Source organism: Mammaliicoccus sp. JADD-157 (genome assembly GCF_049310805.1).
GTDB lineage: Bacteria > Bacillota > Bacilli > Staphylococcales > Staphylococcaceae > Mammaliicoccus > Mammaliicoccus lentus.
This window is the reverse complement of record NZ_JBMOVZ010000001.1, coordinates 840,041-854,925: the sequence shown is the minus strand read 5'-3', so window position 1 is coordinate 854,925 and position 14,885 is coordinate 840,041. Positions and strand designations below refer to the sequence as shown.

Below are 14,885 nucleotides of genomic sequence, written 5' to 3'. Positions count from 1 at the left end.
ATTAGATTGAGTAAATATGCAGTTTAGCGCCTTCTCTCAATGTTATCAATTTTGATTTGTTTAGCAGTTAATAGCAAAATTCCTATTGCTATACTTAAACTTAACATGGATGAACCACCAAAAGTCATAAATGGTAATGGGACACCTGTTAATGGTATGGCTCCTGAAATTCCTCCTAAGTTTACAAATGTTTGTACACCAATATAACTAGATATACCAACACAAACTAATTTAAAGAAGAATGAATCAGTTAAACCTGCATATAGAAATCCTTTATATACAATAAACATTAACAAACCAATTATAAATAATACGCCTACTAAACCTAATTCTTCTGCAATAACGGCGAAGATAAAATCGGTGTGCGGTTCCGGTAAATAACCTAATTTCATAACGCCATTACCTAAACCTTTACCAAATAATCCTCCATTACCTATAGCAAGCAATGAATTAGCTAAATGGTAACCGATACCACTTTCATAATTAAATGGATTTTCCATTACATGGAACCTATCAGCTTGGTGTTGAGATAAAATACCGCCTTTAAAGACAATACTAAATACAATCAATAACACAACACCTGCTAAAATCGGACCTGACCATTTTAAAATGGCTTTTATACCTATTCCTGAATAAGCAAAGACACACAATACTATCATGCATAATAGTAAAGCTTGCCCAGTATCATTTTGTAATAATACAAGACCAATACATGTTCCAATTAAGAATAATGGCATCATCAAAGCTAATTTGAATTGCTTTAATCGATTTCTTCTCTTATCGATTATAAATGATAAGTATAAAATCATGACTACCTTTAAAATTTCAGATGCCTGCAAATTCATAAATCCTAAATTTATCCAACTTGTTGATCCGTTTATTTCTGTTCCGATTAGTAATGTTAATACTAATAAACCAAAAACACTAAAAATCATGATTTGTTGAACACGTTTATTTTTCAGTATATTTATGTGCATAAAATATGACATAAAGAATACAATTCCAAATCCAACAATACAATACATTAATTGCCTAATAAAAAAGTAATTACCTGCAACCGGTACGCCACCAGTTAATGAGCCTTTAGTTGCAGCAACCATACTCGCACTATAAACCATCACTAAACCAATGAAACATAAAATGATATACGCGATTAACAACGTGAAATCTATGTATTTAGAATAATTTTTTATGTAGCGAAAAAATCTTTTAATATAGTCCATCTACTCATTCCAATTCTAAAAAAATAAGTCTAAAGAAAGATTTCTCCTCTCTAGACTTTGTATCATTTAAGCATTTGTGAAAGCATCATGCAATTTAGATAGTTCCTTTTCTAAACTTGCCATAAGTGTCTGACCCTTTTCTCTATCAACAAGTCCAATTTGTACTGCAAAATCAACTTCCTTTTGAAGACCAAACATCTGCGTATCTAAAACTTCTTCATATAACGGGCATGAGGGCATAGTTAAGTTGTCCATTTGCACCTTAATTAACTGAAGAATCTTTTCAGAATCGTTATATAATTGGTCATATGCCTTCTGACAAATTTCTGAATCGTAATGCATGACATACTCCCCCTTAATCTTTTAGGTTCTATACTTATAAAATTTTAGCTTAGAAATCTTAAAATTGCAAGTAAAAACAGAAGGTTCATCAATATAAATGTGTTAAAATTAAATTGTGATATTGATAGGAGTGAAAAAAATTGATACAAATTAAAGGGAATTGTAAATTTAATATTACTTTAGACGCAACAACTTGGATATTTGACGATCGTAAAGTAAAAATTGAAGATTTAGAACAAGGTATTTTCAATGGTGAAAAACCAATTGAATTTGAAAATAACGTAGCTTGGAACAGAGCTATTTTAGAAGGTGCTACTATGCCCCCTACTTTAAATAGTGAAACAAATTATAAAAGACAATCATTCTTAAAAGAAAGTTTTGTTATTAATGCAATGCCTTTTATAAAAAATTCTGAACCAAATGAAGATGCAACAAAAGTTGTATTAAAAAATGACAAAGATTCTTTAGAAATTTCAATCGACGATTGGCCTTATCTATTTTTCCATTTCTCTAAAGAAGGAAAAATGATATATAGCGACGGTAAAATTGACGCTTTCACATATGATCAAGAAAACGGATACAAAGACAAATTTAGTTATGTCGACGAAATCGAGGTCGTATAATTTTGGTTATGAAAGTTAAATGCGTTATATGCGATACTATAGTCAATCTTGATTCAAAATCTAAAGAAGCTAAGAGACTTAGAAATCATCCAATTCGTACATATATGTGCGATGATTGTAAATCAAAACTAGATAAACCGAAATCATAAAATATCATTTAAGGTTTACTGTTTAAAAAATAATTCTCCTAATCCGAGTGATTTTCATTTAATGGGTTAGGAGAATTTATTTTGCTGATTTTGAAAGTGCATGCTTACCTAGGGATGGCTCGAGCCTGTAGTCTTTCGCTCATACTATTACCCTAGACGTCAGAACTTTACAAAATTATAGAAAATATCGCTCTAACGTGCTTGTTTACTACCACTAGCTCGTTAGAAAATGTAACGGGCTTGTCTCAAATTCAAATCTCTTGCACGTTACAATCTCTAAATTCTCCTAGATGATATTGAATTAATTTTTATCTATTTTAAAAATTTTATTTCATATAAAAAACCCATAATTCATTAAAATTCTAATTAACGAATTAGGGGTTAATTTTATTGTTGATTTTCTCTACTTCGCTCTTTATGAAGACGGTAGCGATATAGACCTAATACAATTGCTGCTATTATTAAGCTTTCTCCTACTGGTAAGAATACCGCAAGGAACGTCAATAATAAACAACCTAAAAACAGTAAAATATAGATAATTATGTTTTGCCAAAACTTTAATTTTCTAGCGAAGCCTAAATTATATACAATAGCGCTTAATACAAATATTGTTAATAATAAAAGCCACATACCAAGTTCTGGATTTTCATCTACTCTAAATAATTTACCAAAAAATGAAAGCCTTTCTTCTGGATTAACACTTACATTTTTAGCGATAAAGAGCATCTATATCACTCCTCTTCTTGTTCAGCCATTTTCTGTCTCTTTTGAGCGCGTTCTCTTTCAGCTTTGTCTAAAATTTTCTTTCTTAAGCGAATAGATTCAGGTGTAATTTCAACTAATTCATCATCGTTCAAGTATTCTAATGCTTCTTCTAAAGTTAAAATTCTAGGTTTCTTCATTGTTGTTGTTTGTTCTTTTGTAGCAGAACGTATATTGTTAGCTGCTTTAACTTTTGTAATGTTTACAGATAAATCATTCTCACGGTTATTCTCTCCAACAATCATACCTTCATACACTTCTGTACCAGGTTCCATGAAGTTTACGCCTCTGTCTTCTAAGTTTAAGATAGCGTAAGTACTTGCTGTACCTTTGTCGATAGATACAAGTACACCATTTCTTCTACCACCGATACGGCCTTTAATGTTTGGACGGTATGAATCGAATGTATGGTTTATAATACCGTAACCACGAGTCATAGACATAAATTCAGTTGTATAACCGATTAATCCTCTTGCAGGTACTAAAAAGATTAATTTCGTTTGTCCATTTTCGTTAGATTGCATATCTAGCATTTCACCTTTACGTGAACCTAATGATTCAATAACTGAACCTGTATATTCATCAGGCGTATCGATTTGAACACGTTCATATGGTTCACATTTAACGCCATCAACTTCTTTAATAATAACTTGTGGTTTAGAAACTTGTAATTCAAATCCTTCACGGCGCATGTTTTCAATTAATATTGATAAATGTAGTTCACCACGTCCAGCTACTACCCATGCGTCTGGAGAGTCAGTTGGTGTTACACGTAATGAAACATCAGTTTCTAATTGTGTTTCTAATCTTTCTTCAATTTTACGTGCTGTTACATAAGTACCTTCTTTACCAGCAAATGGAGAGTTATTTACAGAGAATGTCATTTCTAATGTTGGCTCATCAATACGCAATACAGGTAATGCTTCTACATTATCTTGTGGTGTAACTGTCTCACCAACGTTGATGTCCTCCATCCCACTTAATGCAATTAAATCACCAGCATAAGCTTCATCAATTTCTACACGATTTAATCCAAAGAAACCGAATATTTTTGATACTCTAAAGTGTTTTATTGTACCATCAAGTTTTACTAGTGATACTTGTTGTCCAACTTTAATTGTACCTCTGAACACACGTCCGACACCAATACGTCCAACATAATCGTTATAATCTAATAATGCTACTTGGAATTGTAACGGCTCATCTCTATTATCAATTGGTGCTGGTACATAATCTAATATTGTTTCATATAGACACTGCATATTCTCATCTTGATGATCAGCGTCTAAACTTGCAGTACCACTTATTGCTGAAGCGTATACTACAGGGAATTCTAATTGATCGTCATTCGCATCTAACTCTATAAATAAGTCTAATACTTCATCTACCACTTGTTCTGGTCTAGCTGAAGGTTTATCAATTTTATTAACAACGACAACTGGTTTTAAATTTTGTTCTAACGCTTTTTTCAATACAAATCTAGTTTGAGGCATCGTTCCCTCATAAGCGTCAACAACTAATACAACACCATCTACCATTTTCATAATACGTTCAACTTCACCACCGAAGTCTGCGTGGCCTGGTGTATCTAATATATTAATACGGTGATCTTTATATTCAATTCCCGTATTTTTCGCTAAAATTGTAATACCTCTTTCTTTCTCAATATCATTTGAGTCCATTGCTCGCTCTGCTATATGTTCATTCTCACGAAATATTCCTGATTGTTTCAATAATTCATCTACTAGTGTTGTTTTCCCGTGGTCTACGTGGGCTATTATTGCAATGTTACGTACATTTTCTCTTAAATTAGTCATGCAAAAAATTTTCCTCTCCAATTTAAATTTATTCGGCTTATATTTATAACTTAATAATTATAACATACATCACTAGAAAAATAACCATTATCGAACACTTTTACTCAAATTTCCATTTATTTTATAAAAATGGATTAATTGCTGATAGTTGATTTTTCTAGAAATGTAACGCATAATATAATAATGAAAACGGTTAAAGGGTGGATATAAATGAAAAAATCTAAAGCAATTTTTGTTTTACTTGCTTTAATTGTAACATTTTTCCTTTTAGTGTTTAGTTTTGCTTTAGCAGAGGGATCTATACTCTTTATGTTGCTAGCGGTTATATTAATTATTGCAACTATGGGTTACGGTTTTACACTTAAAAAGAAATATCGCGAAAATGGATGGCTATAAATTTACCGACACAATCAAGAAAAGATGCGACTTTGTTTCGCATCTTTTTTTTAGCCATTTTTCTTAAATCTTTCCGTATGAATTTCTTCTAGTAATGCTTTATGTGGTAAGAAATATTGAGTCAGTAATTCATCATGTATTTGTTTATTTCCGACCACAATTGAATTAGCTTCTAAAATATTTAATGATTGTCCTAGCAAGTTTGTTACCACTGCCCCTACCTCTTCTGCAATAATTAATCCGCCAGCAAAATCCCAAGGGTGTAATCTCATTGTTAAATAAGCACTTGTAATACCTCTTGCTACATGCACAAAGTCTAAAGCAGCTGATCCATAGGCACGTGTGCTTCTAGCTTCATCTATAATTGGCATATAAATTTTAGACAACTTTTCTTTCGTCAGCCATAGAGGGTTTGTTGAAATCAAACTTGATTTCAATTCAGTATTTTCTATCTGCTTAAGTTGCTTGTCGTTTTGCCATGCCCCTTTACCTACTAATGCATGATACATTTTATCATTCATTACGTCATATACAAAACCTGCGTATTTTTTACCATCAATATATATACCTATTGAAATCGCAAAGTTTTCTTTTTGATGTACAAAATTTAAAGTGCCATCTATTGGATCCATAATCCACAATACACCTTTTGTATTTTCAATATCTTTACCGTGACCTTCCTCACCTAATATAAAATGTTCAGGGTAAGTGGCTTTTATATTATTAAACAAACGCTCCTCAGTTTCTTTATCCATGTTTGTGACGAGATCGTTTGGGTTTGATTTTGTTTCTATTTCTAATTCTTCATCAATTGTTTCTCTGATGTGTCTTCCAGCTTCTTTAATAATTTGATATGCAAATTTATAAATTTCCATCACAATACCCCCTAATTTATTTTTTATATTAGCATTGTTCTTTATATATTCAAATAGAATTATGATAAAATATGTATATAGTATTACCGTTATAAGGAGGACAACTATGACTAAGTATACGTTTAAACAAAAAGATTTTAAAGTTTTTAGTGTTGAAGGCTTAGAAAATAGAATGGCTGCACTAGATGAACAAGTAAGACCGCAATTAAATGCTTTAGGGGAAAGATATAGTAAATACTTAACAGAACAAACAGGTGATGAGTTTTTCTACCACGTGGCTAAGCATGCACGTAGAACTGTTAACCCGCCTAAAGACACATGGGTTGCTTTTGCTACAAACCAACGAGGCTATAAGATGCTACCTCATTTTCAAATAGGTCTATTTGAATCACAATTATTCATCATGTTTGGTGTAATGCATGAGAATAAAGATAAAGGTTTAATGGCTGAATTCTTAAATAAAAACATAAATTTATTAGAATCATTACCAAAAGATTATTCACTATGCTTTGACCACTATAAAATTGATAAGACACCTATAAGTGAACTATCAACTGATGATATAAAACATCATATCAAACGTTTAAAAGAAATTAAAAAAGCAGAATTCTTTGTAGCTAGAACTTTGGATCCACAATCCGAAATACTTAAAACTGATAAAGCATTTACAGAATTTTTAGATGAAACATTTGATGAATTAATAAAGTTTTATAGCTAATCATACTACAACTGTATATATAATAAAATCAGGTTGAGACATTATAATGTCTCAACCTGATTTCTTTTAAACTTAAGAACAACTCATTCTATATGATTATATATCAGTTATTAATAAATATATGGATCATCATCTTTGTTCTTTTTATTTTGTTGTTCATCAAATGTTTGTTGATTTTGATTAGAATTTAAATTATTTTCATTATCATTTACATCATTTTGAAAATTCACATCTTCAAATTGTTGATTAGATTTATTTTTCCTAACGAATAACATAATCGCTGCGATAATTAATAATAAGAAAGAAATAATGTTAAGAGTGAATATAGATAATAGTCCTGCCACGATAGCTAATACTCCTGATAATATTCTTTGTTTCTTAATAAAAATAATAGCTACAATTGTTAAAATTAAGCTAATAGCTAATACGATTAAACCATAATTTGATACGCTTGCAAATGTATCTAATGCTTGCTCAGCTGAAATATTTTGTGCTGTACCTCCAGCTTGTTCAACTTGCTCATTATAAGTATTTTCAAATTCTGATTTAAATTGGTTTACAAAATCCGGAGAATTTACAAGGGATTTAAAAACAAAACCAAATATTATACCTATTAATGATACTACTGCGCTAATAATCATTAAAGTATACTCTACTGTTCTTTTCATTATTTGCCTCCTAAAATTTGTCAAATATTATTATCTCAATGATATTTATAATATTCAACCCTTATTATCATTTTTATTTAGTTCTTCCGCTTCTTGTACTGCTTTTGTTTGTTTTCTTTGTTGTTCCATTCTTTTTTCATAATTTTTTCTACGTTCAATAGTGGCATTAGGTTTAACTTTTTTTGGTTTTTTCTCTTTCTTACTTACCCCTGATGTAACTTGATAATCATCGGGTTGCGTAGTTTGATAGCTATACGGATCATCTGATCTTTGACCGATTTCTCCATTTTCATCAACTGCATCAACGTCTTTTTCTTCACTTTCTGTTGCATCAGTCTCTGTTGTCTCTGTTTTTTCTTCTTCAGCAACTGGCTCTTTAAAACGTTTATTTTTTTGATGTTTTCTAGTACGAGACAATATTTCATCATTACCAGAATCTTGTGCTTCATTCTCATTAATTTCCGGTTCTGTTTCTAGCTGTTTTTCTTGTCTTTTTGGTTGTACAGGTTCTTGTGGTGGTATAGATTTTCTTTCTTCTGGTTGTTTTATCGGTTCATTGTACATCGGTTCAGGTCTTCTCATACCTTCTACTGGTAAGATTTTATCTTTTCTAATAAATAATAGAATACTCGTAATAAAGAAGAATAACGGAACTAATACAATAAATAATGGCAGTGTTACAACTGAAAGTAATAAGAATACTAGTGCAGAGAATATTCTCCATCTCATAAGTACTAAACCTATAAATGAAAATATTAAAACGATAATCAAATAAATAATGAATAACCATATTCCATTTTGGATATTCAATGCTATCTGGCTAGATGTCAGTATTTGTCCATTAGATGTTATATTAATGTTTAATTGTTCTATCAAAGTTTCAAGTCTATTTATATTTGTAGGATTATTTAAAACGACTAAAGCTGCAAATAATGATAAAGCCGTTACGCCTAATGTAATAATCCATGCAAACCAACCGAAAAATTTCTCAGCGCCTCTTCCTACAGGCTGTCTCACATGTTCTACATATGAATTCATTATATTTTCCTCCTCTACAATGAATTGGTTTTAATTATATCAAAAAAAGGCCATTGTTTCTCACAAAGACCTTTTTAAATATTAATTTAATGACATTTTGAATTTTAAAAATGCTTCGTTGTATTTTGCTATGTTTTCTTTACCTAAATCTTTATAAACTTCTAATTTATTCCTTACTTTAGAGTCAGGATAAAATCTTTCATCTTCTCTAATATTTTTATCTAATAATTCATAAGATGCTTTATTTGGAGTAGCATAACCAACCCACTCAGCATTTTGTTTACCTACTTCTTCTTCAAGCAAGAAGTTAATAAACTTATGAGCACCTTCAACATTTTGAGCTGTTTTAGGAATAACTAAGTTATCAAACCATAAATTGGAACCTTCTTCAGGTACAACAAAATCTAATTTTTCATTTTTATTCATTATATCAGCAGCCATTCCGCTCCATACTACAGCAACATCTGTTTCATTTTGGCCCATCATGGTGTTGATTTCATCGCCAACAACACCTCTAACATTTGGTGCTAATTGAACCAATTTATCTTGTGCTTTTTGTAATTTTTTCTCATCGGTTTCATTTAGGCTTTCATTCATACTATTAAGCGCAAATCCAATACCTTCTCTTGCGCCATCAACAATTAAAACATCATCTTTAAGTCGTTTGTTCCACAATGTATCCCAACTCGTGAAATCTAAACCTTTTGTTTTTTCTGGATTATACAGTATACCTACAGTTCCCCAAAAATAAGGGATAGAATATTTATTGTCTGGGTCAAATGGTAAATCCATAAAATCTTTATCTAAATTTTTCATATTGGGAATTTTCTCATGATCAATTTGATATAATAAATGTTCTTTTTTCATTTTTTGAACAGTATATTCACTTGGTACAGCAACATCGTATGCAGTACCGCCGTTTTTGATTTTAGCCATCATCGCTTCATTCGAATCAAAAGTTTCATAAACAACTTTAATCCCTGTTTCTTGTTCAAATTTCTTAGTTAGTTCTGGATCTATATACTCACCCCAATTATATACATAGAGTACATCTTTTTTCCCATTTGAAGGAGGAGGATCGATTAATTTTGTTGAAAGGATTAATAGTGCACCAACAAATAATGAGATGGCTAATAATTGCATTAATTGTTTCATCTCATAATTCCTCCCTTTTTACTTATCCTTTGTTGTTGACTTCTTTTTATGAAGTAATAACCTACTATGATAAACATAACTAATAAGAACAACAATGTTGAAATCGCATTAATTTCCATCGTAATACCTTTTCTCGCCATAGAATAAACTTCGACTGATAATACACTAAAGCCGCTTCCAGTTACAAAGAAACTCACTGTAAAGTCATCTAATGAATATGTTAATGCCATAAAGAATCCACCTATTGCCCCTGGTAATATATGAGGAATAATTACTTTTATGAGTGTTTGCCAAGATGTTGCACCTAAGTCTTTGGCAGCGTTAATCATGGACGGATTCATATCATATAGTTTAGGTAGAACAAGTAATACAACAATTGGTACACAAAATGCGATATGCGATATTAACACCGACCAAAAGCCTAACCCCATACCAGTAAAATGACCAATAACTGTAAATAATAATAAGAAAGAAGAACCAATAACAACGTCTGAACTTACCATAAGGATATTATTTAATGTTAATAACCCCACTTTAAGTTTCTTGTTTCTCATATAATAAATACCGATAGCACCGCAAATTCCAATCAATGTAGAAATACTAGCTGCAAGTAATGCTACAGCTATCGTGTTAACTATAATTACAAGTAACCGTTTATTTTGAAATACTGAAGTATAGTGATCAAATGTAAAACCTTTAAAATGTGTCATATTTCCTGCGCTATTAAAAGAATAAAAAATTAAAAAGAAAATAGGTAAGTATAGAAAAATCATAATAATTGTGAAATAGATTTTTCCTGATAATTTCATTTCTATACCTCCTTATTCTCTGATTTAGATTTCGTAATAATTAAAATAAAAGCCATCGCCAATATTAAAAACACTGCAATTGTAGAACCCATCCCATAGTTTTGAGTAACTAAAAATTGTTCTTGAATTGCTGTACCAAGGTTAACTACTTTATTACCTGCAATTAATCTTGTAATCATAAATAATGAAAGTGCAGGAATAAATGTGATTTGTATACCTGTTTTAACACCTTCATAAGTTAAAGGCATAATGACCTTTCTAAAAGTTGTAATGTGATTAGCACCTAAATCTCTTGAAGCTTGAATTAGATTTTCTGGTATTTCTTCCATAGCATTAAATATAGGTAATAGCATAAATGGAATATAAATGTATACCGATACAATAATAAACGCTGTGCTCGTAAATAATAAATCAGTAGAAGGCACATGAAATATATTCAACATTTTATTTAATAATCCATCATGGCTAAAAATACCGATAAAAGCATATGTTTTTAATAATAGATTAATCCATGTTGGTAAAATGATAAGCAATAATAATATTTCTTTATGTCTAGCACTTTTTAAAGCTAACGCTAACGGATAGCTCACTAACAAACAAAAGAATGTAATCAAAATAGCATACCATACTGAACTTAAAGTCATTTTTAAATAGCTACTTGTAAAGAAATTCGTATAATTCTCTAATGAAAAATGGCCATAAATATCGAGTAAAGAAGCATAAAATATCATGGCAATTGGAACGATGATAAATAAAATAATCCAAATCATATAAGGTACGAGTAAAAATGATTTTATTTTATGCATGAACATCATCCTCGTAGCTTTCTATCCGACGATCAAATTCTTCTTCTGTTTCACCAGGTAGCATTATATGAATAGATTCAGAATCAAAATCTAATCCTACTGTTTCACCGATTACTGCCTTTTTAGTCGTTTGTATAATCCATTCGTTACCTTGTTCATCATAGCAACAAATTTCATAATGCACGCCTCTAAATAGCTGTGAGTCTACTACTGCAGATACTCTACCTTCACTGGGAGATTTGATGCTTATGTCTTCCGGGCGTATTACGACATCTACTTTAGCATCTGGCTCAAATCCAGCATCTACACATTCATAGGTAATACCATACATTTCTACTTCATAATCTCGTTTCATGATGCCACTTACGATATTAGATTCACCGATGAAATCTGCTACGAATTTATTTACCGGTTCATCGTATATATCAACTGGTGTGCCACTTTGTTCAATCTTTCCATCTTTCATTACAAAAATATAATCGCTCATTGCTAAAGCTTCTTCTTGATCATGCGTTACAAATATAAATGTAATACCTAGCCTTTGCTGTAATTCACGCAATTCATATTGCATTTCGGTACGCAGTTTTAAATCTAATGCAGATAAAGGTTCATCTAACAATATAATTTCAGGTTCATTTGCTATAGCGCGAGCAATTGCTACACGTTGTTTTTGTCCGCCACTCATTTCTGATATTTTTCTTTGTTCATATCCTTCTAGTTTCACTAATTTCAATGCTTCTATCACTTTATGTTGTATATCTTTTTTGTTTAATTTTTTTATTTTTAATCCAAAAGCTACATTTTCAAAAACATTTAAATGAGGAAACAATGCGTAATCTTGAAATACTGTATTTACTTTTCTATTATTTGCAGGAATTTGATTAATGATTTTATCATTAAAATATATGTTTCCACTTGTCGGTGTTTCAAATCCAGCAATAAGTTTTAAAATAGTTGTTTTGCCACAACCTGAAGGGCCTAATAGAGTGTAAAACCTACCTTCTTCTATTTCAAAACTAACATCGTTTAATACATGGGTATTATTAAAATTTTTATAGATGTTTTCAAACTTAATAATTGATTTTGACATTGTTTCCCCTCCTATAAATAAGATTCTGTAGCCACAATTAGTACTTCAGCATCTTTCTCAGTTTCATTGAAAAATTGATGAACTTCATGAGCTTTAAAGTAAAAACATTCACCTTTTTTAGCTTTATATTTTCTTTTCCCAATTTTCAAAGTAATGCTACCCTTTTTAACATAGGCAAAAGTTTCTGACGAAGATGGTGAGAATGATTTATATCGACACCCACCTTTAAGCGTTATAATGACTGGTTCCATTTCAAATTCATTGGAATCTGGGACTAACCAATTAATTTTGTATCCTTCATCATATTCGTCATATAAAGTTTGCTCTTTTGCGGGATAATGTATACGAGCTTGATATAGCTTTTCATTGAAAAACTCGCTTGGTTCAACACCTAATACATCTAATATATTTAAAAATGTTTCCATAGATGGCGATGATAAATTTCTTTCTAATTGTGAGATATATCCCTTTGATAAATCTGTTCTTTCACCTAATTCTTCTTGAGTTAAGTTCTTTTGATATCTTAAATTTTTAAGTTTTTCTCCTATATTCATAAATCCCCCAAAAAAGAGTTGTATGTTTACTTTTACTAAACAATAAGTTTAGTACCTTTAATAAAATAACAGAAATTATTTTATACTTCAACACTTTTTTGGGGGATGAGAAAATTTATTTAATTGTGATACTTGTTTCAGTAGTACTATCTTTTAAAGCTTTTACTGCTTTGTATCCATCATAGCCACTCGCTTGTTTGAATTCTTTATACATGTTGTTTTCATCTGCTTTACCAGGAACAACTTTCTTAAAGTTTTTGTATGCTTGTTCAAATGATTCTCTATTAGTACTTGATTCGTAAGCATCTTCGATATGATTAAAAAATTCAACGACTTGCAATATTTCTTCTTGTGACCAATCAACATCAATTGGATAACTATATTCCATATTATTAATCTCCTTATAAAAAAAGAATCACTGCGTTAACAGTGATTCTTTAGTATTGTCAAATATTATAAAGTATGGACAGGCGTACCTAGTGCTACTTCCGCAGCTTCCATAGAAATTTCACCTAATGTTGGGTGAGCATGAATAGTTAATGAAATGTCTTCTGCAGTCATTCCACTTTCTATTGCTAATCCAAGTTCAGCAATAACATCTGAAGCATTAGCACCTGCTACTTGAGCACCTACTAATAATCCATTTTCTTTTAATGTTACTAACTTAACAAATCCATTTGTTTCGTTTAGTGCTAAAGCACGGCCATTTGCAGCAAATGGGAATTTAGAAGCTTTAACTTCTAAACCTTCTTCTTTAGCACTAGCTTCTGTATGACCTACAGTAGCTAGTTCTGGCTCAGTGAAACATACTGCTGGAATACCTAAGTAATCAACAGCTGATTTTTCACCAGAAATAGCTTCAGCAGCTACTTTAGCTTCATAACTTGCTTTATGAGCAAGTGGAGGACCAGCTACGATGTCACCAATTGCAAAGATATTTTCAACTGATGTACGAGTTTGATCGTCTACTTCAACTAGTCCGCGATCACTCATTTTCAAGCCTAATTCTTCTAGACCTAATTCGTCAGTATTTGGACGACGTCCTACAGTTACTAATACATAATCAGCTTCGATTTCTTTTGTTTCTCCACCAGCTTCATACGTAACTTTCACGCCATTATCAGTCTCTTCAGCAGATTTAGCCATTGCTTCAGTTACGATATCAACGCCTTTAGCTTTAAGACCTTTTTTAACGATTTGAGTCATTTGTTTTTCGAATCCGCCTAAGATGTCTTTTGCACCTTCAAGAATTGTAACTTCAGAACCGAAGTTAGCGAAAGCTGTACCAAGTTCAGAACCGATATATCCGCCACCAACTACAACTAATTTTTTAGGAACATCTTTAAGCGCTAATGCACCACTTGAATCGATAACACGTTCACCAAATTTGAAATTAGGAATTTCAATTGGACGAGAACCTGTTGCGATAATTGCATTTTTGAAAGTATAAGTTTGAGAAGCTTTTTCAGTCATAACTTTTAAGTTATTTTCATCTACGAAGTATGCTTCACCTTTTACAACTTCAACTTTGTTACCTTTTAATAATCCAGCAACTCCGCCAGTTAATTTATTAACTACGCCGTTTTTGAATTCTTGAACTTTGTCAAAGTTTAATGCTACTTTTTCTGCAATTACACCCATATCTTCTGAATGTTGTGCATTATGGAAACGGTGAGACGCTGATAATAAAGCTTTAGATGGAATACAACCAACGTTTAAACAAACGCCACCTAATTCGCCTTTTTCAACGATTGTTACTTTTTGTCCAAGTTGCGCTGCACGAATTGCTGCAACGTAACCACCAGGACCTGCTCCAATTACAATAGTATCTGTTTCAATAGGAAAATCTCCAACTACCAT

At 31.3% G+C, this 14,885-nt stretch carries 18 protein-coding genes; 4 read left to right on the top strand and 14 right to left on the bottom strand.

Translation table 11 applies throughout. The features are described from left to right. Positions 1–23: 23 nt before the first annotated feature. Positions 24–1,223 carry an FtsW/RodA/SpoVE family cell cycle protein gene (locus tag ACO6VN_RS04335; RefSeq protein ID WP_064204101.1) on the bottom strand — a complete coding sequence of 400 codons (1,200 nt, stop codon included), beginning with the start codon at positions 1,221–1,223 and terminating at the stop codon, positions 24–26. A gap of 66 nt (positions 1,224–1,289) precedes the next feature. Continuing rightward, the gene (locus ACO6VN_RS04330; RefSeq protein ID WP_017001262.1) at positions 1,290–1,565 is read right to left on the bottom strand and encodes a YlaN family protein; all 276 of its coding nucleotides are present in this window, start codon (positions 1,563–1,565) and stop codon (positions 1,290–1,292) included. 140 nt (positions 1,566–1,705) lie between these two features. Between ACO6VN_RS04330 and ACO6VN_RS04325 the strand changes: the two genes are divergently transcribed. Both ACO6VN_RS04325 and ACO6VN_RS04320 read left to right on the top strand, forming a co-directional pair. Further along, positions 1,706–2,188: a hypothetical protein gene (locus ACO6VN_RS04325; protein ID WP_194200866.1), complete on the top strand. Its 483-nt coding sequence runs from the start codon at positions 1,706–1,708 to the stop codon at positions 2,186–2,188. Positions 2,189–2,196: 8 nt separating this feature from the next. Continuing rightward, a complete protein-coding gene (locus tag ACO6VN_RS04320; RefSeq protein WP_194200867.1) occupies positions 2,197–2,337 on the top strand; it encodes a DUF2197 domain-containing protein in 141 nt (46 codons plus the stop codon). A 387-nt stretch (positions 2,338–2,724) separates the two neighbouring features. Here ACO6VN_RS04320 and ACO6VN_RS04315 read toward each other — a convergent pair whose 3' ends face one another. Together ACO6VN_RS04315 and typA are read right to left on the bottom strand one after the other, a co-directional pair. Continuing rightward, complete coding sequence (locus ACO6VN_RS04315; protein WP_064204103.1) at positions 2,725–3,063, bottom strand: YlaH-like family protein; 339 nt, start codon at positions 3,061–3,063, stop codon at positions 2,725–2,727. Positions 3,064–3,068: 5 nt separating this feature from the next. Next, positions 3,069–4,916 (bottom strand): translational GTPase TypA, encoded by a 1,848-nt coding sequence (gene typA, locus ACO6VN_RS04310; RefSeq protein WP_064204104.1) that lies wholly within the window; start codon positions 4,914–4,916, stop codon positions 3,069–3,071. A gap of 210 nt (positions 4,917–5,126) precedes the next feature. Between typA and ACO6VN_RS04305 the strand changes: the two genes are divergently transcribed. Further along, positions 5,127–5,312: a DUF5325 family protein gene (locus tag ACO6VN_RS04305; protein ID WP_064204105.1), complete on the top strand. Its 186-nt coding sequence runs from the start codon at positions 5,127–5,129 to the stop codon at positions 5,310–5,312. Between the two features lie 50 nt (positions 5,313–5,362). On the opposite strand, the gene ACO6VN_RS04300 is transcribed toward ACO6VN_RS04305, so the two are convergent. Continuing rightward, the gene (locus tag ACO6VN_RS04300) at positions 5,363–6,187 is read right to left on the bottom strand and encodes an inositol monophosphatase family protein (protein WP_064204106.1); all 825 of its coding nucleotides are present in this window, start codon (positions 6,185–6,187) and stop codon (positions 5,363–5,365) included. Between the two features lie 106 nt (positions 6,188–6,293). Between ACO6VN_RS04300 and ACO6VN_RS04295 the strand changes: the two genes are divergently transcribed. Continuing rightward, a complete protein-coding gene (locus ACO6VN_RS04295) occupies positions 6,294–6,905 on the top strand; it encodes a YktB family protein (protein WP_422404277.1) in 612 nt (203 codons plus the stop codon). A gap of 110 nt (positions 6,906–7,015) precedes the next feature. Here the strand turns inward: ACO6VN_RS04295 and ACO6VN_RS04290 are convergent, their stop codons facing one another. The 9 genes from ACO6VN_RS04290 to lpdA form a co-directional block, all read right to left on the bottom strand. Beyond that, on the bottom strand, positions 7,016–7,573 hold the full coding sequence (locus ACO6VN_RS04290) for a DUF4064 domain-containing protein (RefSeq protein WP_064204108.1): 558 nt from the start codon (positions 7,571–7,573) through the stop codon (positions 7,016–7,018). A gap of 54 nt (positions 7,574–7,627) precedes the next feature. After that, positions 7,628–8,611 (bottom strand): DUF4064 domain-containing protein, encoded by a 984-nt coding sequence (locus ACO6VN_RS04285; protein WP_422404276.1) that lies wholly within the window; start codon positions 8,609–8,611, stop codon positions 7,628–7,630. A gap of 81 nt (positions 8,612–8,692) precedes the next feature. Then, a complete protein-coding gene (locus ACO6VN_RS04280; protein WP_216683109.1) occupies positions 8,693–9,766 on the bottom strand; it encodes an ABC transporter substrate-binding protein in 1,074 nt (357 codons plus the stop codon). Then, complete coding sequence (locus ACO6VN_RS04275; protein ID WP_064204111.1) at positions 9,763–10,575, bottom strand: ABC transporter permease; 813 nt, start codon at positions 10,573–10,575, stop codon at positions 9,763–9,765. Before ACO6VN_RS04275 ends, ACO6VN_RS04280 begins: the two co-directional genes overlap by 4 nt. 2 nt (positions 10,576–10,577) lie before the next feature. Beyond that, entirely contained in the window at positions 10,578–11,381 is an 804-nt protein-coding gene (locus ACO6VN_RS04270; RefSeq protein WP_194200870.1) for an ABC transporter permease, read from the bottom strand. Then, a complete protein-coding gene (locus ACO6VN_RS04265) occupies positions 11,374–12,471 on the bottom strand; it encodes an ABC transporter ATP-binding protein (RefSeq protein ID WP_064204113.1) in 1,098 nt (365 codons plus the stop codon). Before ACO6VN_RS04265 ends, ACO6VN_RS04270 begins: the two co-directional genes overlap by 8 nt. A gap of 11 nt (positions 12,472–12,482) precedes the next feature. Next, on the bottom strand, positions 12,483–13,025 hold the full coding sequence (locus ACO6VN_RS04260) for a helix-turn-helix domain-containing protein (RefSeq protein ID WP_194200871.1): 543 nt from the start codon (positions 13,023–13,025) through the stop codon (positions 12,483–12,485). Between the two features lie 115 nt (positions 13,026–13,140). After that, positions 13,141–13,413: a UPF0223 family protein gene (locus ACO6VN_RS04255; RefSeq protein WP_194200872.1), complete on the bottom strand. Its 273-nt coding sequence runs from the start codon at positions 13,411–13,413 to the stop codon at positions 13,141–13,143. Between the two features lie 65 nt (positions 13,414–13,478). Further along, positions 13,479–14,885: a dihydrolipoyl dehydrogenase gene (gene lpdA / locus ACO6VN_RS04250; protein WP_064204116.1), complete on the bottom strand. Its 1,407-nt coding sequence runs from the start codon at positions 14,883–14,885 to the stop codon at positions 13,479–13,481.

What these genes read in the sequence shown, in the direction of transcription:
- ACO6VN_RS04335 (WP_064204101.1), bottom strand. Translation starts at nt 1,223, where the DNA reads ATGGACTATATTAAAAGATTTTTTCGCTACATAAAAAATTATTCTAAA.
- ACO6VN_RS04330 (WP_017001262.1), bottom strand. Translation starts at nt 1,565, where the DNA reads ATGCATTACGATTCAGAAATTTGTCAGAAGGCATATGACCAATTATAT.
- ACO6VN_RS04320 (WP_194200867.1), top strand. Translation starts at nt 2,197, where the DNA reads ATGAAAGTTAAATGCGTTATATGCGATACTATAGTCAATCTTGATTCA.
- ACO6VN_RS04315 (WP_064204103.1), bottom strand. Translation starts at nt 3,063, where the DNA reads ATGCTCTTTATCGCTAAAAATGTAAGTGTTAATCCAGAAGAAAGGCTT.
- typA (WP_064204104.1), bottom strand. Translation starts at nt 4,916, where the DNA reads ATGACTAATTTAAGAGAAAATGTACGTAACATTGCAATAATAGCCCAC.
- ACO6VN_RS04305 (WP_064204105.1), top strand. Translation starts at nt 5,127, where the DNA reads ATGAAAAAATCTAAAGCAATTTTTGTTTTACTTGCTTTAATTGTAACA.
- ACO6VN_RS04300 (WP_064204106.1), bottom strand. Translation starts at nt 6,187, where the DNA reads ATGGAAATTTATAAATTTGCATATCAAATTATTAAAGAAGCTGGAAGA.
- ACO6VN_RS04295 (WP_422404277.1), top strand. Translation starts at nt 6,294, where the DNA reads ATGACTAAGTATACGTTTAAACAAAAAGATTTTAAAGTTTTTAGTGTT.
- ACO6VN_RS04290 (WP_064204108.1), bottom strand. Translation starts at nt 7,573, where the DNA reads ATGAAAAGAACAGTAGAGTATACTTTAATGATTATTAGCGCAGTAGTA.
- ACO6VN_RS04285 (WP_422404276.1), bottom strand. Translation starts at nt 8,611, where the DNA reads ATGAATTCATATGTAGAACATGTGAGACAGCCTGTAGGAAGAGGCGCT.
- ACO6VN_RS04280 (WP_216683109.1), bottom strand. Translation starts at nt 9,766, where the DNA reads ATGAAACAATTAATGCAATTATTAGCCATCTCATTATTTGTTGGTGCA.
- ACO6VN_RS04275 (WP_064204111.1), bottom strand. Translation starts at nt 10,575, where the DNA reads ATGAAATTATCAGGAAAAATCTATTTCACAATTATTATGATTTTTCTA.
- ACO6VN_RS04270 (WP_194200870.1), bottom strand. Translation starts at nt 11,381, where the DNA reads ATGCATAAAATAAAATCATTTTTACTCGTACCTTATATGATTTGGATT.
- ACO6VN_RS04265 (WP_064204113.1), bottom strand. Translation starts at nt 12,471, where the DNA reads ATGTCAAAATCAATTATTAAGTTTGAAAACATCTATAAAAATTTTAAT.
- ACO6VN_RS04260 (WP_194200871.1), bottom strand. Translation starts at nt 13,025, where the DNA reads ATGAATATAGGAGAAAAACTTAAAAATTTAAGATATCAAAAGAACTTA.
- ACO6VN_RS04255 (WP_194200872.1), bottom strand. Translation starts at nt 13,413, where the DNA reads ATGGAATATAGTTATCCAATTGATGTTGATTGGTCACAAGAAGAAATA.
- lpdA (WP_064204116.1), bottom strand. Translation starts at nt 14,885, where the DNA reads ATGGTAGTTGGAGATTTTCCTATTGAAACAGATACTATTGTAATTGGA.